Origin of the sequence: Butyrivibrio sp. INlla16, assembly GCF_900104155.1 — a bacterium.
In the GTDB taxonomy this organism is placed as follows: Bacteria; Bacillota; Clostridia; order Lachnospirales; family Lachnospiraceae; genus Butyrivibrio.
In genome coordinates this window covers 1-23924 of record NZ_FMYB01000043.1, presented here as the reverse complement: position 1 = coordinate 23924, position 23924 = coordinate 1, and the positions used below count along the sequence as shown (strand labels likewise).

The 23924-nt window shown below is 40.3% G+C and carries 26 protein-coding genes and 2 pseudogenes; 23 read left to right on the top strand and 5 right to left on the bottom strand.

Going from position 1 to position 23924, the window contains the following annotated elements:
- Nucleotide 1 precedes the first annotated feature (1 nt).
- The 6 genes and pseudogenes from BLR42_RS16780 to BLR42_RS16760 all read left to right on the top strand — a co-directional run bounded on the left by BLR42_RS16780 (nt 2) and on the right by BLR42_RS16760 (nt 6643).
- Nucleotides 2-1360, top strand: a complete 1359-nt coding sequence (locus BLR42_RS16780) for a glycoside hydrolase family protein (protein WP_091871540.1) — start codon at nt 2-4, stop codon at nt 1358-1360.
- Between the two features lie 8 nt (nt 1361-1368).
- Nucleotides 1369-2850, top strand: a complete 1482-nt coding sequence (locus BLR42_RS16775; RefSeq protein ID WP_091871538.1) for a glycoside hydrolase family 32 protein — start codon at nt 1369-1371, stop codon at nt 2848-2850.
- Nucleotides 2851-2853: 3 nt separating this feature from the next.
- Nucleotides 2854-3819, top strand: coding sequence for a carbohydrate kinase family protein (locus BLR42_RS16770; RefSeq protein ID WP_091871535.1), 966 nt, complete (start codon nt 2854-2856; stop codon nt 3817-3819).
- Nucleotides 3820-4220: 401 nt separating this feature from the next.
- A pseudogene (locus BLR42_RS24115) lies at nt 4221-4412 on the top strand (DNA-deoxyinosine glycosylase); the annotation flags it as partial.
- A 111-nt stretch (nt 4413-4523) separates the two neighbouring features.
- Nucleotides 4524-5294 (top strand): C39 family peptidase, encoded by a 771-nt coding sequence (locus BLR42_RS23985; protein WP_334292771.1) that lies wholly within the window; start codon nt 4524-4526, stop codon nt 5292-5294.
- Between the two features lie 98 nt (nt 5295-5392).
- Nucleotides 5393-6643 (top strand): DUF6033 family protein, encoded by a 1251-nt coding sequence (locus BLR42_RS16760; protein WP_091871530.1) that lies wholly within the window; start codon nt 5393-5395, stop codon nt 6641-6643.
- A gap of 112 nt (nt 6644-6755) precedes the next feature.
- Here BLR42_RS16760 and BLR42_RS16755 read toward each other — a convergent pair whose 3' ends face one another.
- Nucleotides 6756-8495: an esterase/lipase family protein gene (locus tag BLR42_RS16755; protein WP_091871527.1), complete on the bottom strand. Its 1740-nt coding sequence runs from the start codon at nt 8493-8495 to the stop codon at nt 6756-6758.
- Between the two features lie 289 nt (nt 8496-8784).
- Here BLR42_RS16755 and BLR42_RS16750 point away from each other — a divergent pair, with 289 nt between their 5' ends.
- From BLR42_RS16750 to BLR42_RS16710, 9 genes and pseudogenes are all read left to right on the top strand, one after another.
- Nucleotides 8785-9759, top strand: a complete 975-nt coding sequence (locus tag BLR42_RS16750) for a Gfo/Idh/MocA family protein (RefSeq protein ID WP_091871525.1) — start codon at nt 8785-8787, stop codon at nt 9757-9759.
- A 22-nt stretch (nt 9760-9781) separates the two neighbouring features.
- Nucleotides 9782-10072: a putative quinol monooxygenase gene (locus BLR42_RS16745; RefSeq protein WP_091871522.1), complete on the top strand. Its 291-nt coding sequence runs from the start codon at nt 9782-9784 to the stop codon at nt 10070-10072.
- A 33-nt stretch (nt 10073-10105) separates the two neighbouring features.
- Entirely contained in the window at nt 10106-11284 is a 1179-nt protein-coding gene (locus tag BLR42_RS16740) for an iron-containing alcohol dehydrogenase (RefSeq protein ID WP_091871519.1), read from the top strand.
- 39 nt (nt 11285-11323) lie between these two features.
- Nucleotides 11324-12040, top strand: coding sequence for an NAD(P)-dependent oxidoreductase (locus tag BLR42_RS16735; protein ID WP_091871517.1), 717 nt, complete (start codon nt 11324-11326; stop codon nt 12038-12040).
- 53 nt (nt 12041-12093) lie between these two features.
- The gene (locus BLR42_RS16730; RefSeq protein ID WP_091871580.1) at nt 12094-12750 is read left to right on the top strand and encodes a YczE/YyaS/YitT family protein; all 657 of its coding nucleotides are present in this window, start codon (nt 12094-12096) and stop codon (nt 12748-12750) included.
- Between the two features lie 123 nt (nt 12751-12873).
- Nucleotides 12874-13476 carry an HDIG domain-containing metalloprotein gene (locus tag BLR42_RS16725; protein WP_091871577.1) on the top strand — a complete coding sequence of 201 codons (603 nt, stop codon included), beginning with the start codon at nt 12874-12876 and terminating at the stop codon, nt 13474-13476.
- A gap of 159 nt (nt 13477-13635) precedes the next feature.
- Nucleotides 13636-13725 (top strand): annotated as a pseudogene (locus tag BLR42_RS16720) (DUF523 domain-containing protein); the annotation flags it as partial.
- Nucleotides 13726-13751: 26 nt separating this feature from the next.
- Complete coding sequence (locus BLR42_RS16715; RefSeq protein WP_091871515.1) at nt 13752-14411, top strand: GDSL-type esterase/lipase family protein; 660 nt, start codon at nt 13752-13754, stop codon at nt 14409-14411.
- A 3-nt stretch (nt 14412-14414) separates the two neighbouring features.
- Nucleotides 14415-14951, top strand: a complete 537-nt coding sequence (locus tag BLR42_RS16710) for a histidine phosphatase family protein (protein WP_091871513.1) — start codon at nt 14415-14417, stop codon at nt 14949-14951.
- A gap of 48 nt (nt 14952-14999) precedes the next feature.
- On the opposite strand, the gene BLR42_RS16705 is transcribed toward BLR42_RS16710, so the two are convergent.
- Nucleotides 15000-15677 carry a hypothetical protein gene (locus BLR42_RS16705; RefSeq protein WP_091871510.1) on the bottom strand — a complete coding sequence of 226 codons (678 nt, stop codon included), beginning with the start codon at nt 15675-15677 and terminating at the stop codon, nt 15000-15002.
- A 288-nt stretch (nt 15678-15965) separates the two neighbouring features.
- Here BLR42_RS16705 and BLR42_RS16700 point away from each other — a divergent pair, with 288 nt between their 5' ends.
- Nucleotides 15966-16808, top strand: coding sequence for a hypothetical protein (locus BLR42_RS16700; protein WP_091871507.1), 843 nt, complete (start codon nt 15966-15968; stop codon nt 16806-16808).
- Between the two features lie 508 nt (nt 16809-17316).
- Nucleotides 17317-17529: a hypothetical protein gene (locus BLR42_RS16695; RefSeq protein ID WP_091871506.1), complete on the top strand. Its 213-nt coding sequence runs from the start codon at nt 17317-17319 to the stop codon at nt 17527-17529.
- Nucleotides 17530-17949: 420 nt separating this feature from the next.
- On the opposite strand, the gene BLR42_RS22925 is transcribed toward BLR42_RS16695, so the two are convergent.
- A complete protein-coding gene (locus BLR42_RS22925; RefSeq protein ID WP_170832839.1) occupies nt 17950-18102 on the bottom strand; it encodes a hypothetical protein in 153 nt (50 codons plus the stop codon).
- A gap of 57 nt (nt 18103-18159) precedes the next feature.
- Nucleotides 18160-18327 carry a hypothetical protein gene (locus BLR42_RS22920; protein WP_170832838.1) on the bottom strand — a complete coding sequence of 56 codons (168 nt, stop codon included), beginning with the start codon at nt 18325-18327 and terminating at the stop codon, nt 18160-18162.
- Between the two features lie 250 nt (nt 18328-18577).
- Between BLR42_RS22920 and BLR42_RS16690 the strand changes: the two genes are divergently transcribed.
- From BLR42_RS16690 to BLR42_RS16670, 5 genes are all read left to right on the top strand, one after another.
- On the top strand, nt 18578-19087 hold the full coding sequence (locus tag BLR42_RS16690) for a type 1 glutamine amidotransferase domain-containing protein (protein WP_091871504.1): 510 nt from the start codon (nt 18578-18580) through the stop codon (nt 19085-19087).
- A gap of 252 nt (nt 19088-19339) precedes the next feature.
- On the top strand, nt 19340-20155 hold the full coding sequence (locus tag BLR42_RS16685) for a helix-turn-helix domain-containing protein (RefSeq protein ID WP_091871501.1): 816 nt from the start codon (nt 19340-19342) through the stop codon (nt 20153-20155).
- Nucleotides 20156-20193: 38 nt separating this feature from the next.
- The gene (locus tag BLR42_RS16680; protein WP_091871499.1) at nt 20194-20646 is read left to right on the top strand and encodes a hypothetical protein; all 453 of its coding nucleotides are present in this window, start codon (nt 20194-20196) and stop codon (nt 20644-20646) included.
- The gene (locus tag BLR42_RS16675) at nt 20630-20851 is read left to right on the top strand and encodes a hypothetical protein (protein ID WP_091871496.1); all 222 of its coding nucleotides are present in this window, start codon (nt 20630-20632) and stop codon (nt 20849-20851) included. The genes BLR42_RS16680 and BLR42_RS16675 overlap by 17 nt, the downstream gene beginning before the upstream one ends.
- A gap of 109 nt (nt 20852-20960) precedes the next feature.
- Entirely contained in the window at nt 20961-21971 is a 1011-nt protein-coding gene (locus BLR42_RS16670) for a hypothetical protein (protein WP_091871493.1), read from the top strand.
- 73 nt (nt 21972-22044) lie between these two features.
- Here BLR42_RS16670 and BLR42_RS16665 read toward each other — a convergent pair whose 3' ends face one another.
- Complete coding sequence (locus BLR42_RS16665; RefSeq protein WP_091871490.1) at nt 22045-23007, bottom strand: hypothetical protein; 963 nt, start codon at nt 23005-23007, stop codon at nt 22045-22047.
- A gap of 226 nt (nt 23008-23233) precedes the next feature.
- Between BLR42_RS16665 and BLR42_RS16660 the strand changes: the two genes are divergently transcribed.
- Nucleotides 23234-23485, top strand: coding sequence for a hypothetical protein (locus tag BLR42_RS16660; RefSeq protein ID WP_091871488.1), 252 nt, complete (start codon nt 23234-23236; stop codon nt 23483-23485).
- The last annotated feature ends 439 nt before the right edge of the window (nt 23486-23924 follow it).

Sequence of the window (23924 nt, the reverse complement as noted above, 5' to 3'; positions counted from 1 at the left end):
AATGAAAAGAAAAGTTGCCATAATTGCAGCACTTCTTGCTTGTATGCTCACAGGATGTGCTGATAGCCAAAATGCAGATACTCTTTTTCCAAGGGCTGAGGACAGTTATGTTGGAGATGTAATGGCTCTTTCAGAGGAAAATGGAGTATATCTGAATTATTTATATGAAACAGATCATAACGGTGTGGGCTATCATCCCATTCACCGTTTTTATACCAAGGATTTTTTAAGCTTTGAGGATAAAGGAGAAGTTCTTCCTTTTGCAGAGGATTCAGAAATACAGGATCTTGCGGTAGGAACAGGATCATTTATCAGGGATGACCAGGGAAACTATCACTGTTTCTACACAGGTCATAATGATTACTACGACACATATGGACTTGATAAAGAGTGTGTGTTACATGCTACAAGTAAAGATAACAAAAGCTTTACCAAAGACTATGACAATATAATTCATGCACCAAAAGGGTATAGTACAAACGATTTTCGTGATCCGCAGGTTTACAGAACCGATGATGGCTATCTGATGCTTGTGGGAGCAAGAAAAGAAAACGAGAGCGCTATAGTATATTACGAGTCACAGGATTTAGAGAACTGGACTTTTAAGGGAGATTTCTATACCAGTCGGGATCTGTATTTTATGGAATGCCCGGATGTTTTCCAAATGGGAAATAAGTATTATCTGGTATTTAGTTGGAACAACGTGGTCTATTACAGAGTTTCGGATAATTTCTTTGGACCATGGGAAAAAGAGGAGATTGATACTTTCGATGGGGATGGTTTCTATGCAGCCAAGTCTTGTGAATACAAGGGTAAGAGGTATCTTATAGGCTTTCTGGACCGCAAAAAAAGAGAAAAAGACAGCCTGAAGTATACATGGGCAGGAAGTGTCCTGGTATATGAACTTAGACAATTATCAGACGGCAGACTTGGGGTATGCATGCCTGATCAATATAATGAATATTTCACAAAAGAACTGTTAAATGCCACTTCTGAAAATAATGTGCTGGATCTAGGGAAGGTGCCGGAAACTTGTCACCTCTCTTTTGACCTTGATATGGAAGAAGCCGGCAGAATGGACCTGGTGTTTAGTAATCCTGAGAGCGGAGAAGAATACAAGCTTAGCATCGACAATCAGGATGATAATATATCTTTTAATGCTTTTCCTAACAATCAGCCGATCAGGCTGGAAAGCGGAACCAAATATCATATAGATGTTGTGGTTGAAAAAGATATTGTAGTTATTTATGCAGATGGAATAAAAGCTCTGTCAAACAGAATTTATGCAGCTGTGGGAGCGGATTGGGAAATTGAGCTTACAGATGCTTTGGCAGAAAATGTAATGATTTACGGTAAGTGAGGATAGAAATGAGTGATAAGTTAAACAAGGCACGTGAATATGAAGAGAAAAAGGAAAAGATGATTGCCCCTGAAATGAGGCCTCTTTTTCATCTGACACCAAGATGTGGATGGATGAATGATCCTAACGGTTTTAGCCTTTATAAGGGTGAATACCATCTCTTTTACCAGTATTATCCATATGAGACAGTATGGGGACCTATGCACTGGGGACATGCGGTTAGTAAGGATCTGATCACATGGGAATATTATCCTGCTGCTATAGCTCCTGATATGGAATATGACAAGAACGGTTGCTTTTCAGGTAGTGCCATTGAAATGGAAGATGGCAGACAACTTCTGGTGTACACAGGAGTTCAGAAAATGGAAGATGAAGATGGCAACATCAGAGAGGTTCAGACCCAGTGTGCTGCTTTTGGTGACGGCAAGGATTATGAGAAGTATGCCAATAATCCTGTAATTGACAGTACTATGCTTCCTGAGGGCGCCGGCAAATATGACTTCAGAGACCCTAAGGTATGGCGTGAAAATGGCAAATATTACATAGTAGTTGGCAATAAAACTGAGGATATCGATGGACAGATATTACAGTTTGTAAGTGATGACGGTATTAACTGGTCCTATGATAAGACTGTTATCAAGAACAACCACAGATTCGGTGTAATGTGGGAGTGCCCTGATTACTTTAACCACGATGGTAAACAGGTCCTTCTCACAAGCCCGCAGGATATGCTCCCTGAAGAGCTTGAGTTCCACAACGGAAACGGAACCTTGTGTGTGATAGGAAGTATCGATGAAAATGGAGAATTCTGCGAAGAAAACTGTCAGGCTGTTGACTATGGTATTGATTTTTATGCGCCACAGACAATCAAGACTCCTGATGGACGAAGAGTCATGATCGGCTGGATGCAGAACTGGGATACATGCGGAATCAGGCGCGATGACTTCCCATGGTTTGGCCAGATGAGTATTCCAAGGGAAATAACTATTAAGGATAACAGACTTATTCAGTGGCCTGCCAGAGAGATAGAGAATTATTACGGCAAAAGAATCAGCAGACAGAATGTACTTATTTCTGATAGTGCTTCACTTTCAAGTATTGAGGGCAGATGCGTAGATATGACAGTAAGAGTCAGATCTACACAGGCAGAACTTTCATATAAAAAATTTGAAATTCGTTTTGCTGATAATGGCAAGGCTTATTCAACGATTGAATATGATCCTGTTGACAATATTGTTAAGATAGACAGAAAGCATTCAGGAAGCAGAAGAGCCATTGTTCATCAGAGAAGATGTAAGGTTGCAGGAAATAAGGGTGAGATTTCACTTAGACTTGTTCTTGACAGATACAGCATGGAGCTCTTCATCAATAATGGACAGCAGGTAATGTCTATGGTAATCCTTACAGATGTCAGAGCTGAAGGTATCAGTTTTAAGGCAGTTGGAGAACTTCTTATGGATGTTACTATGTATGAGCTTGAGAGGAAATAACTTATGAAAAAAGATGTAGTTGCGCTGGGGGAGTTGCTTATCGATTTTACAGGAAGCGGAGACAGCAACCAGGGAAATCCTTTATTTGAGGCTAATCCAGGCGGAGCACCCTGTAATGTGCTGTCAATGCTTCAGAATTTAGGCAACAGCACAGCTTTTATCGGCAAGGTTGGAAACGACTTTTTTGGGAGAATGTTAAAAGAGAGAATTGAAAAGCAGGGTATAGACTCTACCGGACTTGTCTTTGACGAGGAGGTAAATACTACCCTTGCATTTGTAAACAAGCTTCCAAATGGAGACAGAGATTTTTCTTTTTACAGAAAGCCCGGAGCAGACATGATGCTGACAGCAGAGGATGTTGAGAAGAATGCTGATCTTATCAGGAATGCAGATGTATTTCATCTTGGAACACTGTCAATGACAGACGAACCTGCAAAAGAGGCAACTGTCAGAGCTGTTACAATAGCTAAAGAGAGCGGAGCAGTCATATCTTTTGATCCAAATTACAGAGAACCTTTATGGAAGAACGTAGACGATGCAATAGATGCTATGAAATATGGCTTTGAAAACTGTGATATCCTGAAAATTTCAGATAATGAGATTGAGCTTTTTACAGGCCTTAAGGATATAGAGGCAGGAGCAAGGAAAATAAAGAGAGACTTTGGTATTCCAATCGTGTTTGCCACACTTGGACCTGAAGGAAGTATAGCTCTTTACAAAGATATGGTGATCAAAAAAGACGGGTACAGAAATTCTGCTACTATAGAGACTACAGGAGCAGGCGATACCTTCTGTGCCTGTGCCATAGATTACATCCACAGAAACGGACTTGATAATCTGACAAAAGACGGATTATTTGAATGCCTGTCGTTTGCAAACGCTGCGGCATCTATTATAACCACCAGAAAAGGTGCACTTTCTGTAATGCCAACCCAAGAAGAAATAACAGCTTTCCTAACAAACAAGTAATGATAAGAACAAAGAATATGCGAAAGGGGCCTCGCACTTCGTAGTGACAGAAAATAGTACAAATCACAGGGCAGAGAAATTTCAGAATAATATGAAGCGGTGGTAAGCATGGGGACGATGAGATACGATTAGACTCAGGTGAAAAGTAAGTGATGGGTTTATGAGGCAAAGGAAGGAGTATAGTCTCACACAATGACTAAACAGAGGTATTACAGAGTTCTTCCTGCTTGGTGATTTTGTCTCGGATACAACAGATACGGTTGAAACTTTGCAGTATTTACATGAACTTATGGCGAAGTATAAGGTAACTGCAATAAGGGGAAATCGAGAGGACTATTTCACAGAGGCAGCGAAGATAGTTGGTATTCCTGATTACAGGATAAAAGTATGGAGAACGGAAAATGATAATACATCCTATACCACCTGTTTATGATGAAAGTTCAAAAGTGCTGATTTTGGGAAGCTTTCCCTCTGTGAAATCCAGGGAAGCGTGTTTTTTCTATGGGCATCCACAGAATAGATTCTGGAAGTTAATAGCGTCCATATTTGAAGATGATGTGCCTGAAACAATTGATGAGAAAAAGGCGTTTTTATTTAGACATGTATTCATTGAAAGTAACGATCAGACTGGATATATAAAACCACAGAATTATGAACTGTCAAAAGCGAGAAAGTTTAAGAACGATATCAGCAAACGTGAAAACATGGACCATGATCCTGAAACTGACAGTTACACTTGTAAAAATGGGAAAAAGCAAAGCTCTACGAGAAAGCCTGCTTTGGCTTTTACATTGGTTGTATTACTTCTGGTTGGGTTAGGATTTAGCGGCTATAATTTTTTAAATCAAGATACTCATAGTGATGTTCCGGAAAATGTAATCGAGTTCGGTGAAAAATATCCGGAAGCAAGAGAATACGTCCAAAATTTCACGGAATACGTTGATAAAGATTTAGATATGGATGTCTCAAAGGAAATGGCTGCATCTGATATTCCACTTTTTATTCAGTGGGACAAGCGATGGGGATATAGAAACTATGGCGCAAATTATGTAGGCGTTGCCGGTTGCGGGCCTACTTGTTTAGCTATGGTGGCATGCGGCCTTAAGAATGATTCGGAGCTTAATCCATTTGTTGTTGCAACGTATGCATCAAATGAAGGTTTTTACACATATGGCGAAGGTACATCCTGGTCTATAATGACAGAAGGTGCCAAACACTATGGATTAAATGTAGTTTCCGGCGATGTTTCCTCGGATTACATCTTGGCTAATTTATCCAGTAAGGCGCCAATGATCTGTTCAATGGCACCCGGGGATTTTACTAAGACAGGTCATTTTATTGTGCTAACTGGCATTGATGCAGACGGAAAAATAATAGTGAACGATCCTAACAGTCCTAAAAATAGCAGCAAGCATTGGGATGTTGATTCTTTGGTATCACAAATGAAAAGTGTATGGAAATATAGCAATGCTTAGGATATAAAGAAATTTCCCTTTTATGCCGATAAATGAAACGAGAGAATATGCTCTCAATTGAATAGTGATCAACATGCATTTAATCGGAGGTATTTGCTATGGCTATGTATGACTATGCTAGTTTTCTTTATCAGACATATGGAAAAAATGATTTGTCCCTCACTCAGGGACTTAACCGTGAGACTGTGCATATCAATTATAATGTAAATAAAAATGTTGACACAGATATTATCAAGAGAGATATGGCTGCATACCTGAAAGGATCAACAATTGATTCTGATTCATCAAAAGTACTTAATGATAGCGGGATAGATAAAGCTTCATCTTCAGATAATGTCCAGACTAATAAGACGTCAGATTCTGCCACAGTTTCCTCAAAGCAAAATGACGCATGTTCAGTAGAATTATCTAAAGAAGCACAGATTTATGCTGAAAACAATGCATCCGCCACAAATACCATAGAAGCTACTCAGCCATATAAATATGCAGGTACGACAAGTCCAAGAGAAGACTGGGAAAATGAATCAGCGCGCTTAAAAAACAATTACAACCATGATCACCTTGGTAACTATCGGATAAGTGAGTCAGAGATGCTTCGAATGTCTAATCCTGAGCTCTACAGTAAAATTATGGATCTGGAAGATCAGGCAAGGCGTTCTGTAATGCACCTGGATGCCTGCGTGGAGCTTCCGCATGAAGAAGGTGCAGCAGATATCGAGTACAAGTATTACTATAATATCTCTCAAAAAGAGTTTGACGAACTCAAAAAACAAGGAAAAGTATTTGGTGGATACTCATTTGACTGGTCAGAATCAGCCAGGAAAAGAGCAAATGAATTGTATAATGAAGCATTTCAGTTAAAAAGACAATGGCGCTTAGACAATACAGACAAGGTAGCAAGCAGATTCAATAATCCTGTTTCCAAGCAGTTTACAGCGCTTGACTTCCTTGAAGCTCTTCATTCTGATGATAAACATCAGACCAGTTTCAACTTTTATGGGAAAGGCCTTGATGAACATCCTCATAATATATATACAGGTGCAAGTATGTGGCGTTTCTCCACAAAATTTAATGTGCTTATATCCAATGATGCTCTTAGTATAATTGCAAACGGAGATAGCAAATGGGCCAGCAGTGTAATGGAGGATATCAACACGGCTGTTGGAAACATGAAGAAGATTGAGAAAGCCTATGAGGGCAATGCTGTTTATCTACGGTTTGGTGCCAGAATTGACGACAATGGTTCCATCACTTATCACGCTAATTTTAAAGACTGCGAAGACAAGTATGGTATTTCTGCAGATACGCCTGATCAGTTATTAGAAAAACTTATGAGTTACAACAAATAATTATTAATAAATATATGAAAACTTTTTACCAATACTGTTGATATCCGAAGGATAAAAAGATATATTTTAATTGCCGGATGAGTTATGCTCATCTTTACGGAGATAAGGATACTCAGGAGTGTTCGTTTATCGATTCTACCGGGATACGAAATGAGTTTATGAAAGAAGTTGCCAAGCAGATGGGACGCACTCCGTTTGAAGTGGCAAGGGCCTGGGAAGAGGATTTGGCAATCAGTTTTACAAGTTCATGGTAGAATATCTTTACATTATTTCTTTTAGTAAGACCACCTTGAAGTGACATGTGGTCACCATGGTATGCCGGCATGATGTACCATTGGCCTGGAATGATTGTAATACCCTCACTATATTCAATGCTAGGCGCGCCTATGGGAGCTCCAGCTGAAATGGTATTTACCAGACCATCGTTTGGCTGCCAGGATTCATCAATGGTAACGCCACCCTTTGTAGTGCCGGTATAATAGCTCATGTAAGTGGCGCCTTTCATGAAAATGTTCTCAGTAATAGTTGGATCAGGAGATATACTTCCGTCAGCGTTTTGAACTGTTGAATAGCATGGGTATGCAAAGTAATAAACATCATCAAAGGTCGTTATTTTTTCATTCAGTGCCAGGGCATTGTCAATATGCATGTCATAGGAAGCATAGTCATAGGATTCTCTTCCGTCCTGAACAGCTTTTGTTCCTTTTGATACAAAATCACTATTTTTTTCATATTCCTCTGGAATATATATAGATGTCAGATCGAAGTTTTCATCTTCATAAAGGTCATAGGCGGTAGTTCCGTTTGTAGGTGCTGCCAGAGTAACTATGGCAAGCAGATTATCGCCATTCCCACCTTTGAAAAATGGTGACAGGTCTGCTTCATCTGTGTAACTGAGTTCTTCATCAGATCCATTTTTCAGTATCTCGGAAAACAGCCTTATGGTAGCACCACCAAAAGAGTGGCCTATAAGAGCAATTTTTGATGATTCGAAATTTTTTATAAGTGCCTTCCCCGAAAAGTCCTTTCCGAAACGTTCATGTCCTGCAGCTTTGCTATGGGCAGCACCATAGTCGACTCTGGTTCCTGTAAGCTGGGCATATAGTTCACAGGCCCTGTCCCATGCACTTCCTGTAGGATCTACGGACGCAGCGTAGCTTTCGTAGCCATGATTGTTCAGGTATCTAATAATGCTTCCACCTGTGAGCCCCCAGTATGGTATGAATTCATTTCTGGTATCATAGCTTCCCCAACCGGCAAGACCGTGAACGAAGATATATTTTATGTCAGTCTGTGCAGGCTTTCGATAGGACACTGCGGCAGAGATAAGACCCACAACTATAAAAAGAGAAGTCATCCAAATAACAGTCTTTTTGGCGCCAAGCTCTTTTACTTTGAAAAATGGATAGGGACCATCGACTCTATCGGTACCATTGAGATATACCATGACAAGTCCGTATGTCAGAGTGAACAGCGCCGGAAGAATAATCCACTTATAGGAAGCCCTGTCTTCAGCAAAAATATAAGATATTGTAGTGAGAATGGGGATTATAAGATGGTGGTAAAGACCTGTACCTGAAAAAAGCAGCTCTTTCACCATTTTGGACATTGGTACCAGAATAAATGTAGTAACGAAGAAGGTCATACACATCATGGTAACTGTCATCAGCCTGAATACCTCAACATAGTCTTTCTGTCCGAAAATAACCAGCATAAATGAAGATATCAGGGTAAGGAAATTGGATATCTGAGTGTAGAATATAAAGCCTTTAAGGAAACGCCTGTCCTTAAGGATTTTTGAATATGATATAAACTCTAATATAACGATAAGCAGATTCAGTATCCTGGCCATAAGGTATCCTCAATCAGTCGAAAAACCTATTAATTCTAGGAATATTTTATAAAACAAACTTGAGCTAAAGTTAACTTAAAGATGTACAATATAATACAAAGCAATTTAAATGCATGCAAGAGGTTTTTGGATACTCATTTGCTTGTGAATCCATGTATAAGAAAGGGTAGGGAGATTATTCATGAAGAGGGTAAAAGACATATGCAACAACCCTTGAGACGGGGTTTGATATGTATTATTAGTTGGAATTTAGTAGATGGCGTGAAATAAGGAAAGGAGCGTAGATGGCATGTCAAAAATAAAATGGGGCGTATTGGGGACAGCCAATATCGCAAGGTGGTGCACGATACCGGGAATGAAACTGGCAGAGGATTGTGAACTATATGCCATAGCAGGAAGGAGCCTCGAAAAGGCAGAAGGTTTTAAAGAAGAATTTGGTTTTCAGAAAGCATATGGGAGTTATGAAGAACTAATTGCAGATAAGGATGTACAGGCAGTTTATATCCCGCTTCCCAATAACCTGCATCTTAAATGGGTAAAGGAAGCCCTGAATGCAGGCAAGCATGTTATATGCGAGAAGCCTCTTGCTCTCAATGCAGATGAAGCAAAAGAAATGTTTGACGTAGCCACTAATAATGGTGTGCATCTGATGGAAGCCTATGCTTATCTGCACAGTCCATATGTGGAGAGCCTGAAGAAAGACATAGATGAAGGTACCATTGGTGATGTTGATTACATTGAGACGGCCTTTGTTACTCAAGGATATAAAGAAGACATAAGGTTACATAAGGACCTTGGCGGTGGCGCGATGTATGATCTGGGCTGCTACTGCACAACAATGATCCTGACACTTATAGATTCTAAACCTGACTATGTGAAAGCCAGTGCAGAGTTTACTGATCTTGGAGTGGATGCTATGACATCGGGAATAATCCGTTTTGAAAACGGAGCCAGGGCTGCATTCAATGTAGGAATGATTCTGGGTGAAGATACTAATGCCAGATATGACAGACTCTACATTCATGGCAGCAAAGGAGCAATCAGATCAGAGGTGGAATATAACCAGCAGGGTGAAGCAAGTTACCGGATATATGCACAAGATGGGGTTATTGAGAGAAAGGTAAGTATTCCGCAGAATTATTCGCTGGAGATAGCCCAGATGTGCAGATGCATAAACGGAGAGGAGACTCCACTTGTAACATCAAAGTTTTCAATAAAGAACGCAGAACTTATGGACAAGGTATTCAAAGAAATCGGATACTAAAAATGTATTTAGGAGGTGTCAAATGCTTAAAGTAGTAGCAAGACTTACGGTAAAGAAAGATAAGATTGATGAGTTCAAAAAGACTGCAGAAGATCTTATAAAGAAATCAAATGCAGAGGAAGCAAATATCTTCTACACATTGAACCAGAGTGTAGAAGATGAGCAGAAATTTGCTTTTATTGAGTGTTGGAGAGATCAGGTCGCGCTCAAAGCACATGAGGCAACAGAACATTTCACAGAGACTTTCCAAATCCTGGGCGGAATGACTGAAGGTTCTGAACCGGTAGAAATATACAATGAGATTGAGTATTGATAGTATTGATTAACTAATGGAAAGGAGTACAAAATGTTTGATTTCAATTACTACACACCTACAAAAGTTGTATTTGGTAAAGGAACAGAGAATAAGGCTGCGGAGCTGATAAAAGAATTCGGTGGAAAGAAGATTCTAATCCACTATGGTGGCGGTAGCGTTGTACGTTCCGGCCTATTAAAGCGCGTGACAGACTGCCTGGATGCAGCCGAAATAAGCTATGTAACGCTTGGCGGAGCTGTACCAAATCCTCATCTTGGGCTTGTTTACGAGGGTATAGAACTATGTAAAAAAGAAAACGTGGATTTCCTTCTGGCTGTAGGTGGCGGAAGCGCTATAGACTCAGCAAAGGCAATTGGCTATGGCGTGGTTAATGACGGTGATGTATGGGATCTGTATGATTATAAGAAAGAAGCTAAGGGATGCCTTCCGCTGGGGGTTATCCTGACAATCGCTGCGACAGGAAGTGAAATGAGCGATTCCTCGGTTATAACTAAGGAGGAAGGGCTTGTAAAGCGCGGATACAGCAGCGATTATTCCCGTCCGAGATTTGCAATCATGAACCCTGAACTAACCATGACACTTCCTGATTATCAGACTGCCTGCGGTTGTACAGATATCATGATGCATACAATGGAGAGATATTTCACAAATGGCGGAAACATGGGGCTTACGGATTCATTAGCTGAAGGATTACTTCGTACTGTAAAAAAGAATGCGCTAATTCTTTGTAAAGATCCGCAGAACTACGATGCCCGGGCAGAAGTTATGTGGGCAGGTAGTCTTGCACACAATGGTCTTACAGGCTGTGGTAATGATGGTGGAGACTGGATGACCCATAAGCTGGAACATGAGCTTGGAGGCCTATATGATGTAGCCCATGGTGCAGGACTTGCAGCCATCTGGGGAAGCTGGGCAAGATATGTATATAAAGACTGCCTGCCCAGATTTAAAAAGTTTGCCATCAATGTTATGGAGGTGGAAGATTCAGGCTCCGATGAAGAGATCGCGCTTCGTGGCATAGAGGCAATGGAAGAGTTTTACAGGAGCATCAACATGCCTACCAATCTTCGCGAGCTTGGAGTGAAGCCCAATGATGGTGATCTGGAGCTTATGGCAAAGAAATGTGCGATAGGAGTTGGCGGAGAAATGGGATCTGCGAAGGTGCTTAATGAAGAAGCTATGCTTGCTATATATCGCGCGAGTATGTAATAAATCCAATAAAGAAAATGCTTATAGGACTGGAGAATCATGAAAGTACTTGTAGTTAATAATGAGTTGAAAGAATCACATAAAGAACAAATCAAGGAGACGACTGACAAGATAAAAGCCAGAGTATGTTTTACTGATTCAGAGGACCAAATACCGGATGATTTTGTAGATGCAGAAGTTATCTATGGTTTCGCTATGAGGACTATAGCAAAGAACAAAAACCTTAAATGGCTATGCGTTCCATCAGCTGGTGTTGACTATCTCCTTAAGCCGGGAGTTTTTGCAAATGAAGACTGCATAATTACAAATTCTGCAGGGGCATATGGAGTTAGCATAGCTGAGCACATGATAATGGTAAGCCTAATGCTTATGCGTCAGATGAATGTTATTTACAGGAAGTCAGTTTCCGGTGAATGGGGCAATAAAATGCCCCAAAAGTCTCTCAAGGGTAGCCGTATAACCGTGCTTGGCACAGGTGATATAGGGTGTACATTTGCGCAAAGAGTGCATTCTTTTGAGCCTGCGAGCTTAACAGGAGTATGCAGAAGCGGTATTTGCGGGGAACCGTCTTTTGACCGCATACTCAGTATAGACCATCTGGATGAGATATTACCGGAGACAGATCTTCTGATAATGTGTCTTCCTGAAACTGCTGATACAAAAGGCATATTGTCTAAAGAGAGGATTCAATTATTACCGGATGGAGCCTATGTCGTAAACGTGGGCAGAGGGTATGCCACTAAAGCATGTCGTTGATAAGAACAGAGGCTATTGAAGGAATGGAAAGCAAGGGGGATGGAGTAAATAAGATGAAAAGAGGAACAAAAGAATGGATCATCAGGGCTATCATACTGATGATTGGACTGGCTATAGCGCATTTGGGTGTAACACTTTTCCTTTTGTCAGATATGGGAGCAGATCCGTTTAACGTATTTGTCCAAGGGTTATATCACAGAATATCTGTTTTTACTTCATCAGGCGTACTGACCCATGGCAGAACACATATGGCTATTTCGCTATTCATTATAATTGTATTGCTTCTGGTTGACAGGAGTTATATAAAAATCGGAACGGTTCTCTGCATGGTCTGCGGAGGACCTATAATAGACTTTTTCACCTGGATATTAGGCCTCGTACTATCGGAAAATACAGCGATTGCCATAAGGATTCTTATGTTGATCCTGGGTTGTGTGATACTGGCATATGGAATGACCATAGTAATAAAATCAGATGCCGGAACGGGGCCCAATGATCTGGTGGCAGTAGTTATTTCAGATAAGACGAACAAAAAGTTTAGCATAATAAGATTACTTGTAGATGGTGCTTTTGCTATCGTGGGATTTATGCTGGGCGGAACTCTTGGAATTGGAACAATAGTTTGCGTGTTGCTTGTTGGCCCTGTAGCCGGGTTCTTTTTACCTAAAAATGAGAGAATAATAGAAGGTTTTGTGAAAAAGCATATATAAGGTGCTATGCAGATAACAGAATGTGCCTGGAAGGCGCATGACTGACAGCAGCCGGATTAAACTTAAGGAGGCTATAACGCTACACGGCTTATATAAATGACACGATAATAGAAAGGTTTGAGGATACGTATGATTAAAAGAGATGAAGCATTTGAGTTACTGAAAAAGTATAACGAGGATCCATTTCATATCCAGCATTCACTGACAGTGGAGGCTGTAATGAAGTGGTATGCAAAAGAGCTTGGATATGCTGATGATGCTGAGTATTGGGGAATTGTCGGACTTCTTCACGATATTGATTTTGAATTATATCCTGAGGAACATTGCTTAAAGGCGCCGGAACTTTTAAGAGAGGGCGGAGTCAGCGAGGATATCATTCATGCTGTATGTTCGCATGGTTATGGAATCACTGTCGGATGCGGCGTGACTATAGATGTGGAGCCGGTTCACGAGATGGAGAAAGTTCTTTTTGCTGCTGACGAGCTTACAGGTCTTATATGGGCTGCAGCACTAATGAGACCTTCAAAGAGTACAAAAGACATGGAGCTTAAGTCTCTTAAGAAAAAGTATAAGAGCAAGGGCTTCGCTGCAGGTTGCTCAAGAGAAGTGATTGAGCGCGGAGCGGAACGGCTAGGATGGGAGCTTGATAAGCTTCTTGAAATGACACTTAAGGCAATGGCTGAAAGTGAGGACCTGATTAACGAGGAGATGGCAGCCGTGGCCTAAGGAAATGACCGGGGTTAACGGTCCATTAATTGGCGGCAGTTGAATGGTAGGTTCAATTCATACAATGCGCGCCAATTAGAAACGCAGTAAATATGGGCGTTGCAGCTTCATGCGGATTTATTTTTTATATGGGAATTACGAAAGAGTTTCTAGTTGATTAATGAGAAAGTCGCTGAGTATATCAAAGGTCATGAAGTTATTCCGGTTTGCCCGGAGGTTGCCGGAGGACTTCCTACACCAAGGATTCCGTGGTAGGTTAGGAGAGTTGATAAAAGATGGAAGAATTCATGAAAAACATGTTCCAAAGGCAAAAAGATGAAAAGCTCGAAAGATACAGGCGCCTTAACAGACAGGTGGTAAAGGGGCAGATCCTGTTTACCGGCTCATCCCTGATGGAACAGTTCCCGATCAATGAGATCGCAATGACACAGAGCATAGACAAAATAATATACAATCGCGGGATTGGCGGATATACGATCCCGGAGATGCTTGGTGCCATGGATGAGCAGATATTTGACCTTGAGCCCGGAAAGATATTCATTAACATTGGAACAAATGATCTTAGCCGGGAGGATGAAACTTTGGAAATGCTGATAGTTGACTACCGGTCTGTCCTTAGCGGGATCAGTAAAAGACTTCCGGAAACAAGGGTATATCTTATGGCATACTATCCTGTTAACATATCTGTTGCTTCAAAGCAGCCGTGGCCTGATGCTGATAAGGCAGCGAGGCTTCGATTCGAAAGGCTTGAAAAGGCAAATTCAGCGGTAAAAGAACTCGCTGAAGAGTTTGGATATGAATACATAGACGTTAACAAAGGCCTGACCGATGAAACCGGTCAGACCAGGGAAGAATTTTCAGTAGATGGGATACATATGTGGCCGGATGCATATGAGATTGTTTTTGAAAATATGAAAAAATACATCATGGAGTGATATATGGGACATTTTTATTTTATCAGACACGGTCAGACGGTCTGGAATGTAGAGAACAAGATATGCGGGGCTACCGATATAGAGCTGACGGATCTTGGACACCGGCAAGCGGTGGAAACAGCAGAAAAAATTCTTGAACAGGGGATAAAGGCAGATGAGATACTGACATCTCCACTGGTAAGGGCTTCTGAAACAGCAAGGCACATCTCTGAGATTACGGGAATCCCAATGAGGATAGAGGAACGGCTCATCGAGCAGAATTTTGGAAAATATGAATCTACTGCAAGGGATGGCAAAGAATTCCATGAAGCAAAAAAGGATATGGCAAGCAGGTTTGGCTCGGGAGAATCCATGCTGCAGCTTGCTCAGAGGATTTACAACCTTCTGGACGACATCAAAGCATCCGACAAGACATATATCCTGGTTGCGCATAATGGTATTGCAAGAATCGTGGAGTCATATTTCAGGGAAATGGATAACGAGGAGTTCTCGTCATTTGGCGTAAAAAACTGTGAGATAAAAAGGTATGACTTGGATTAATATATTTATGAACCCCTCCTACTTCTAGAGCCGGAGGGGTTCACATTGTCAGGCGACTGTCAGGAGCTTATTTTTTATGCAGATTTTTGCACCAAGGATCTTTTCAACAGAGTCAGCAAATTCAACTGTGATCCTACCTGTAAAAACAGATTTTACGATACCCTGGCCATACTTGGTATGAGTAACTGTGCAACCTTCGGGGTAGATATTCTTTATCTCATCATCTGTAAGCTCAGGCTCGACTATTTTTGTCGCCTTGATTATCGGAGCAACTGGCTTGGGTTTAGTCTTGGATACAGCGTTCTCACAGAGGCAGTCAAGAACAAAGCTCAGATTCTCATTTGTAAAAAAGATGATCTCATGAGGCAGATTTTTAGGGGTATCATTCATCTGCAAAATCCGGTTAGCGTTTTTGATGAACAAAATAGCTTTACTTCCAACTTCTTCATAACCTGAGATGATTTCCTCAATTTCATTCACGTCTGTTTCTCTAAGAACAATTGCAAGATTGTCAGCATCAGCCATTCTTTTTATATAGTTATAATCCTTTTCTGTAGCATGTAACTGATACCTGCTATATAACAGTGTGTTTACATTCAGGATTGAACCATGATCACCAAATTTGCAGACTTTATCAATGTCTGCATAGCGGTCAGTGGTCATCTTAAGCCCTTTCTCCTGAATCAGTTCACATGCTTCTTCGTAAGAGTACAATTGGTTTTCCATATCGTTATTACTTCCTTTTCTCAAAAATGTGCAGGAGAGTATCTTACAATAACGGAAAGTTGCTTTCAATAGTATTTTTGTTTCTTAAGAAAAGTTTAAAAAAGAGCTACTAATCATTTTGTATGACAGTTTTGGCTGTGATTTATAAACTAGAATAGTTTATAAATATCGAACGTTATTCTTTGGCTTGGTGCAAATTTATGCTATTGTATTTTATAGATATTCTTTAGAAATTATATATTTAAATTCTGTTCTATTGAGTATGGCACAGATTATCAGGAGGCATACATGTTACATATCATAATTCTCAGCAAGGGTTATTTCCCGGATAAGTTAAATAGTAAGGATACTGCTAAGGACAGGGTTATTGTCATAGCATCAGCAAACGATTCGATACCGGTGTCTGCTTATCAGAATGAGATGTTAAGGAATATGGAGGTAAAGCTCCTTCCTGAAATAAAGGATAGTTCTGCAGAAGGAAAAACCATGCTCCGCATTGCCCAGGCGATGCTCATAGGTCAGCTCACGGCAACCGAAAAGGAATATGAAATCTATACAGATGATGCTGTTCTTATAAAAGGACTTTCTCCTTTTACAGGGATCAAGACTTCTGCAAAAAGGCAGCCCCGCAAAAAGGTAAACATAGAAGTTGAGACAAAAGAGAAGAAGACCGCTGCAACCAAGGAGAAGGCAGTAAAGAAACAGGAGAAGAAAGCTCCTTCTAAAAAACAGACTGCAAAAACAGCAGAAAATGTAGCAAAGTCTGAAGCAGGAGAGACGAAGAAGGAATCAGAGCCTCGAAAGAGAAGGCCCATGATCACAAATAAGCTGGCAGACTATACGGCAAAAAAGGAAAGCGCACCTGAAAAGAAAGAGAAAAAAGCACCTAAGGCTACTCCCAAGAAAGGAGCTGTAAAAATTCCTACGCTTGCCCAGATAAAAAAGGTACTGGGTGCAGCAAACAGCAGCTATGCCAAGACCGTACTTGAAGCGTGCAAGAATTCAAACCAGATAACATTCGAGATGAATACAAGAATGAAACTGGCAAAGGCAGGACTTGATGCAGTTGCTTGCCAGGAACTTGCAAAAACCCTTAATGATGAATTTGGAAAAGCTCTTCCGACAGCGTGAAAACTGTTGCCAGATACTACTTTGAATAAAAAGGTATATTCCAATTGGAGTACTCCAAAGAGTGTTAAGGTCAAATAACTTTCATCTGATATTCACATAAAGTAAAAGCATGAGCTCCTCATATTGAGGGGCTCGTTTTATAAACCGGATCAATTATTTTCCTTGCGGCAACAATAATCCATTACAGGGTATTATCAGATTAATGAGGAAGGCTGGAGCTTTGTCACGTAAGCTCCAGCCTGGTTTTAATGAAGAAAAGTTTGTGTTCTTATGAGGGGGTTAAGAGATGTTTTTTGTTCTCTTTATGATTATATGATACAGATAAAATCGTAAGAGAAAGTGACAGATCTGTGTAAAATGTGTGAAATCCTCCTGCGAGACATCTCTGTAAATCGCCGGGTTAGAAATATATATCTGATGATATCGCAACAGAAGGTATTTTTATGGGATATCAGGGTGAGTATACTAAAGAAGTTGTATGAAATCAGTTTTTTGGGAGGGAAAAATAATGGCAAATAAAAAGTTGTGTGAGACAGCATTTACAATAGCAGGTGCTTTTCTTCTGATGGGGATAGCATGGCTCCTCGGTGGTAAAAACACCGTAATGTATCTGACGTCATTTGGAGTTGCTTTTGCCGAGCTTCTCATGGGGATTTCCTATCTGATCAGGGAAAAAAGGGAAAGCGGCAAGGTTGTTGTAAGATCATCAGAAGAAAAATAATAGACTAAGCAAAAGGGAAAGCTCCGGGATCTGCACTGGTCATCCAACCCATTCCATGGGAGATATGCAGTATACCGGAGCTATATCCATAAACTAGAGATACTATCATTTATTTTATTCTTAGGAGAATATCTTTGTAAACAATTGCTTTTTAGCATATCGCACGGTATTGCGATAACAGACTGTAAATTTGAAAGTGTATTTGGAGATTACTTTCAAAACCAGCTGTTTTTCTTATCTTTGGTACTAGGAAATCAGGTAACAGCAAGATAGAATTAATATAACAAGGAGCGAATAACAGCCTCCACATAGGAAAACACAGAGACCAGATGATGACGAGCGTTGGCATGGCTTGCTGTTGTCTGGCCTCGCCAATTAATCACCTTGAATCGCTATTTTCTGTGGCAACCCAGGCTGGTTTTAAGCATCCTTGTAATCATCGGCTGATTCTCCGGTCACCTCGCAGTACTTCTTCAGAAGGTCACTATCTGAAAGAGCCTTTAGTTCATCGGCATTTCCGTGACCAAATTCTACTATAACTCCAATAGCTTTTTCTCTGAATTCATCACTCATAGGCGCTCTCCTTTTCATATAGCTGCCAATTTTTAATTCATGAAAAATCACTTCCTGTCAGAATAGGAAAAACTGTATACAGGCAAATACCGCGGCGGTTATGAAAAGAACGCCTGCAATTAAAAACTTTTGCCTAAGCGCAGCAGTATCTGTATATTTCCCATTGAATTCGATTGTATCTATTATTTTTGGATCGTTTTTATTAGATGGAATTATCTTTGCCATAACTGTTCCCTCTTAAGCTGACAATAGACTTCTTGTTTTGAAAATATTAGCTTCTAAATGTGACCATTGTGCGATAAGGGCATAAAACATTTATAAAAAAAGCTGAAAGAAAATGTATAATGGTTTTAAGAAGGAAATGAGAGATGAGAACATTAAATCGTCGTCCTTGCGGTAGTGACAACTGTTACCACAATAAAGCACTGGTCAACAATGTAACATGTACGAACTGATACAAAAAAGGAGGAAGCCTATGAAGAAGATACTTCAGCTTGTCAGCGATGATTTTGAGGATCTTGAACTGTGGTGTCCCGTCATGCGCCTTAGGGAAGAGGGATTCAGGGTTGACTTGGTAGCGGAAAAACCGGGACTTTATCATGGAAAGTACGGAGTCCCGTGTGAAGTATCCCTGTCATTTCATGACGTTGACTCAAAGGATTATGATGGTATCCTCGTCCCTGGCGGCTGGGCACCTGACAAGCTAAGGCGTTTTCCGGATGTCCTTCAGATAATAAGGGAGATGAATGATGACAGCAAGCTCATCGGGCAGATATGTCATGCAGGATGGGTGCTTGCTTCTGCCGGTATTTTAGCAGGACGTAAGGTCACAAGTACTCCTGGTATAAGGGACGATCTTTTAAATGCAGGCGCTATTTGGCTCGATGAGCCATGCGTTGTTGACGGGAATATTGTATCAGCAAGGAGACCACCGGATATCCCGGACTACATGAAAGCGCTTGTGGATGTGCTGCAAAGGCAATGATCAGCTTCGATCGAATGATACAACGGGTTCTATTCGTGTTTAGCATGAATAGAGCCTGTTTTTATGCCTGGCAGCCCCCTATGCCAGGAATGATCATCATATGAAATATCGTTTTCACCACGAATTATAACTCAAGTACAGCTTGAATAATTAATTGAAACATAAAGCTGTTCTCGCTAAAATAATAGTGAATATAGAAGTATCATTAAACTGTAAGGCAGAGAACTCTCATAAATAGCAGGGAGGGTAAAGATGGGCATAGGTAGTAATATAAAGGGCTTAAGAGAAGACAGGAAATATACTCAGGAGCAGGTTGCAGATGCGCTTGGAGTATCTTTTCAAGCCGTATCGTCGTGGGAAAGAGATGAATACAAGCCTGATACTGAGAAACTGATCAGACTGGCAGAGTTCTTTGATGTCTCAGTCTCTGCCATTGCTGAAGAAAAGAGTAATGCATTTAAAACAAAAGAAGCCATCTACGATTGGGAGCACATGAAGACTTATGTAAAGACAACCGCCAGGAATTTCAAGCTTCCCAATACGTTAAAAGCTGTTGATTATGCGATAAAGGCCCATGAAGGACAAAGCAGAAAGCATTCATCGATTCCGTATATCTATCACCCGCTGAATTTGGCCTGTCATGCATTATCCATGGGAATAGTGGATGATGCTGTAATAGCAGCCTGCCTTCTGCATGATGTAATTGAAGATTGTTCTGTAAAACTGGATGACCTTCCTGTTGACGATGAGATAAAAGGACTGGTAAGCCTGTTGTCCTGTGAAAAAACAAATGACCAGAACCGTAAAGAGATCATAAGCAGCTACTATGAAGCCATTTCAGGAAATCCTAAAGCTTCGCTCATTAAGTGTATGGATAGATGCAATAATCTCACGACAATGCCATGGGGGCTTAGCCGAGACAGAATATACAGAATGATAAAGGAAACGGAAGAGTATTATCCGGTTTTGCTGAAGACCATAAAAGATACTACTGAATATAACAATGCAGCATGGCTTTTAAAGTACCAGATGGAGAGCATGCTTGATATCTATAAAAGACTGCTGTGATTGTATCTTGTCTGATTCGGGAAGAGAGGGTTGTAACTATGAAACCTGTAGAATTTTTACAGCACTATCGGAACAATGCAGATTTTTACTATCCTATGATCGACCATGAGCGAAGGTACTGGCCCAAGGTTAATAATATCGGGGATATCAATATAGGATGGGATTGCGGTGCGATCGGAAGACGTCCTTATTTTCTGGAATGCTGGTCTGGCGAAGGGACTACTATGATAACCATCTTTATCTCAACGATTGGAATTGAGACATACACAGTAGAAGAGATTGAAAAGATGCTCATCGGTTCAGGACTATACTCCCAAAAAGAAGGATACAGACAGGCCAAGGCAGTATCGGTTAAGGATTCAAATGATAATTCCTTCTTTTCAGTAAACATCGTTGTTGGGCTAGAGGATGAAGATGCCGTGATAGAGGGCCCTATAATCTATTCATTTATCAAATTGAATGAGTTCAATGGATATGCAGAAGTCTTTTAATTCGAAGGATGGAGCCAAGAAGGTATGGGAAATCTTTTATCCGGGCGATTATGATGAAGATGTTATCACAATTACCTATGAGGGGCAGGAGCCTCAGAAAATCTCAGATGATGAGGAAAGAGCCCTATTTTCAGAGGAAATACTCGAACCGGCAGGCATACAATGGAAACCATTTAATAAAGACACAGAAGTTACAAAAGATTAGTCATTTGATACTTATCGCTGGTGTATTTGAAATTTATGAGTAATAATTATTATGGATAATTGCTCTAAGGAGAGCATAAGATTTCATCATAATTTGTACGGGGGTATATATGAAAAAAAGGACATCTTTTCTGAAACTGGCTGCTGCGTCATTGTTGGTGCTCTCTATAAGCGGGTGTGGTATAGGAAGCAGCGTGGAAGGTTCCGAGGCACCCACAGAATCCAGCGAAACAACAGAAACTGTTAGTGATAACTCGGAAGAAACAGCTACAGCTGATACTGAAAAACTTGCAGAAGACGTGGATTCCACCGCTCCTGAAGATAATGAAAGCATGTCTGATTCCAATATTGAAGAGGAGATGACTGAACCAGAAATGGAAGATCCTTATCAAGAGGATGAGAGTAAACCGGCCATAATAGGAACATATAAACCCAGCGAGGTTTATGACTTTTGTAAGGATCAAAGCATAACAGATGCTCTATTTAACTGTACTGTAAATCAAAATGAAGAATATGCGCAAAATGGTGGAGTGGATCTTGGAGAAGCTTTCCCTGAAAAATACAAGGATATTGACCTGGATGGGGATGGACTGACAGATCATATTTCAAGGGTTATAGGGCATACCGGGGATGGGTGTATATATAGTTTTTCTTTTGGCAATGGAATCAGTTTTGTGTCTGCTCCATATCCAATGTATCCAAACACTGGTGAACTGATCTCATTTAGGGATTTTGACTACGATAACGTTGACGAGATACTGATAGTGCACATCACTGACTCGACCGGAGGGCCAATAGCATCGAATTGTGAACTCTATACCTGGTCCGGAAGCGGATGGGAGCAGCATTGGGCTGTAGATGAGGATGGTGCCGCGGGCTTAGTGGGAGTCGGCGAGTTACTGTCTGCTGAAGTAGACTATTATACGGTAAGAGATGTTGAATTAAGGGAAGATGGCATATTTTATTTGATAGATTACGGAATGAAAGATGGGGCGGAAATGACGCTTGATCTTGAAGCTATACAGATAAGCTTTTCCGGACATGATATGCATATGGAAGAACGCTCTGATAAAGAAAACAGGCAGACTCTGGCAGATAAAATCTGGCCATATGGTATATGAAAAATGTTTGAAGGCTGACGACTGATGAAAGTTGTCAGCCTTTTTTTAACTTTAGTTAATGGTTTTGAAGGGATCAAAATATCAGCTCCGAAGGATGTTTTTTATAATAGTCTATCAAAGACATGATTCCGCAATCAGTAACATCCCTGAGCGCTTTGTTCATTTCTTTAATTTTCCACGAACCTTTATTTTTGACCAGATTTATTGTAAACGTGTAGTTTATCAGGGTTTTATCTTTTTTGTAGTATTTCTTCATGTCGGACAAAATTTTAGGATAACTGATTTTTCTTGTCCGTATATATTCTTTGAGCACATTTTTCATTGCTCTCTGTATAGGTACGGATGCATAGTAATGCTCGATATATACTTTTACCTGTGCAGTTTTTTCGCTGACTTTGACGGATTTCACTTCATATTTAAGACGGCTCCTATGAGCTTTTCTTATGAAGCCTTTTGCTGAAACTTCCTTTACAGTGGAAAATTTAGGAGTTTTCTTTAAACAGCTCATCATGCCAGGATAATTGTATTCTTTAACATTTTTAAAGAACTTTCCCATAAGCTTACTTATGGTCTTTTTGTCTTTAGGAGAAACATCCTGGTATGCCCTGGTACTATAATCATAATCACCAATACTGATGGAACCGTTTTCAATTGTCACAAGCACGTATTTTGTTGCACAGGCAAATGTATCACCAGGGCTTCCATACTGGTTTATCTCATCTGCCAGTTCACAGTCGATTTCGTACAATCCCTGCTGCTTAAAAGTACTTGTCATATCAAATCGAACACTTTTACTATCATCCAAACTATCGGAGAAATAAGTGGAAAAACCATTGCATTCCCCATCCAGACTAGTTATTGACATCCAGACAGAATATTCATCATTCGCATTGGCGTGAACCGTAAGTGATACCTTATTATTTTCTACTTTTATATCAGTAATTGAGAGTTTGATCTTAGCCTTGGCGGATATAGGCACAAGAATAATAGTGCAAAAGATGAATAAAGAAAACAGAATTTTTCTAAGTTTACCCATAATTAAAACACCCCCTCTGATATATTTTAGGACTATTTATTAGCATATTCTATTAAAGAACTGTTAAATATTTGATATCTGCCAGTGATCAGAGGCTTTTCTTGATTTGGACCTATCTTTTAAGTTCCCAGGGGCTTATTTGTTCCTATTTTGCAGGACTGATAGTATAATTGCAGATATGTGCCGGTTAAAATGGTACATATCAAAAGTTTTGGGGAGGAAAAGTATGACAAAAAGAATTGTTGGGTGGGTACTACTAATTTTCGGAATAATTATTCTTGCTTCTTTTGTATTTTTAATGACGGCTGATTTCCATATTATAGCCTTCATTTTTCAACTCTTTATCCCATATTTTTTAGGACCTGTTTTATTAACACTTCTTCCGTTTATCTTGATTGCGGTAGGAATTATTATTGTAATTTGGTGCGTGGTGTCCCACAGAAAAAAGATAAGAAATAGTGAAAAAATGAATAGCTAAGTATATTTTCTAAGTAAAAAGGAAGTGATGATAAATGACCGACAAAATTATTTATGATATATGCTCATCCGGATATATTTTTGTCCCGATAATCTGCATGTCCGGCGGCACATTGTGGGAGGCGGTAACGGCTGATTGTTTTCGGCAGTTTCCACTCCCTGACCGTGCGGTATAATTCCTGACCGCAGGATATTGGCGGGAACACCGCACACTGTCATAGCTTTATTCCAGAGAGCATTCAGAATGCTTTTTGAAATAAGGCCATGACTAAACAGTCACAGCCTTGTACATTGAAAATTTCATCAATCCAGAGCCTGGTTCTCAACGGCATCACGGATGATATCGGCATCGATGACCTTGCATTTACGCTGTGAGCCGATGGCGAAGGCATCGGTCATCAGGTTGTCGATGAGTCTGGGATTGCCCTGGGTATAGCTGT

Bases quoted from the DNA above. Each gene is read 5' to 3' on its own strand.
- BLR42_RS16780 (WP_091871540.1), top strand. From the start codon at position 2: ATGAAAAGAAAAGTTGCCATAATTGCAGCACTTCTTGCTTGTATGCTC.
- BLR42_RS16775 (WP_091871538.1), top strand. From the start codon at position 1,369: ATGAGTGATAAGTTAAACAAGGCACGTGAATATGAAGAGAAAAAGGAA.
- BLR42_RS16770 (WP_091871535.1), top strand. From the start codon at position 2,854: ATGAAAAAAGATGTAGTTGCGCTGGGGGAGTTGCTTATCGATTTTACA.
- BLR42_RS23985 (WP_334292771.1), top strand. From the start codon at position 4,524: ATGGACCATGATCCTGAAACTGACAGTTACACTTGTAAAAATGGGAAA.
- BLR42_RS16760 (WP_091871530.1), top strand. From the start codon at position 5,393: ATGGCTATGTATGACTATGCTAGTTTTCTTTATCAGACATATGGAAAA.
- BLR42_RS16755 (WP_091871527.1), bottom strand. From the start codon at position 8,495: ATGGCCAGGATACTGAATCTGCTTATCGTTATATTAGAGTTTATATCA.
- BLR42_RS16750 (WP_091871525.1), top strand. From the start codon at position 8,785: ATGTCAAAAATAAAATGGGGCGTATTGGGGACAGCCAATATCGCAAGG.
- BLR42_RS16745 (WP_091871522.1), top strand. From the start codon at position 9,782: ATGCTTAAAGTAGTAGCAAGACTTACGGTAAAGAAAGATAAGATTGAT.
- BLR42_RS16740 (WP_091871519.1), top strand. From the start codon at position 10,106: ATGTTTGATTTCAATTACTACACACCTACAAAAGTTGTATTTGGTAAA.
- BLR42_RS16735 (WP_091871517.1), top strand. From the start codon at position 11,324: ATGAAAGTACTTGTAGTTAATAATGAGTTGAAAGAATCACATAAAGAA.
- BLR42_RS16730 (WP_091871580.1), top strand. From the start codon at position 12,094: ATGAAAAGAGGAACAAAAGAATGGATCATCAGGGCTATCATACTGATG.
- BLR42_RS16715 (WP_091871515.1), top strand. From the start codon at position 13,752: ATGGAAGAATTCATGAAAAACATGTTCCAAAGGCAAAAAGATGAAAAG.
- BLR42_RS16710 (WP_091871513.1), top strand. From the start codon at position 14,415: ATGGGACATTTTTATTTTATCAGACACGGTCAGACGGTCTGGAATGTA.
- BLR42_RS16705 (WP_091871510.1), bottom strand. From the start codon at position 15,677: ATGGAAAACCAATTGTACTCTTACGAAGAAGCATGTGAACTGATTCAG.
- BLR42_RS16700 (WP_091871507.1), top strand. From the start codon at position 15,966: ATGTTACATATCATAATTCTCAGCAAGGGTTATTTCCCGGATAAGTTA.
- BLR42_RS16695 (WP_091871506.1), top strand. From the start codon at position 17,317: ATGGCAAATAAAAAGTTGTGTGAGACAGCATTTACAATAGCAGGTGCT.
- BLR42_RS22925 (WP_170832839.1), bottom strand. From the start codon at position 18,102: ATGAGTGATGAATTCAGAGAAAAAGCTATTGGAGTTATAGTAGAATTT.
- BLR42_RS22920 (WP_170832838.1), bottom strand. From the start codon at position 18,327: ATGGCAAAGATAATTCCATCTAATAAAAACGATCCAAAAATAATAGAT.
- BLR42_RS16690 (WP_091871504.1), top strand. From the start codon at position 18,578: ATGAAGAAGATACTTCAGCTTGTCAGCGATGATTTTGAGGATCTTGAA.
- BLR42_RS16685 (WP_091871501.1), top strand. From the start codon at position 19,340: ATGGGCATAGGTAGTAATATAAAGGGCTTAAGAGAAGACAGGAAATAT.
- BLR42_RS16680 (WP_091871499.1), top strand. From the start codon at position 20,194: ATGAAACCTGTAGAATTTTTACAGCACTATCGGAACAATGCAGATTTT.
- BLR42_RS16675 (WP_091871496.1), top strand. From the start codon at position 20,630: ATGCAGAAGTCTTTTAATTCGAAGGATGGAGCCAAGAAGGTATGGGAA.
- BLR42_RS16670 (WP_091871493.1), top strand. From the start codon at position 20,961: ATGAAAAAAAGGACATCTTTTCTGAAACTGGCTGCTGCGTCATTGTTG.
- BLR42_RS16665 (WP_091871490.1), bottom strand. From the start codon at position 23,007: ATGGGTAAACTTAGAAAAATTCTGTTTTCTTTATTCATCTTTTGCACT.
- BLR42_RS16660 (WP_091871488.1), top strand. From the start codon at position 23,234: ATGACAAAAAGAATTGTTGGGTGGGTACTACTAATTTTCGGAATAATT.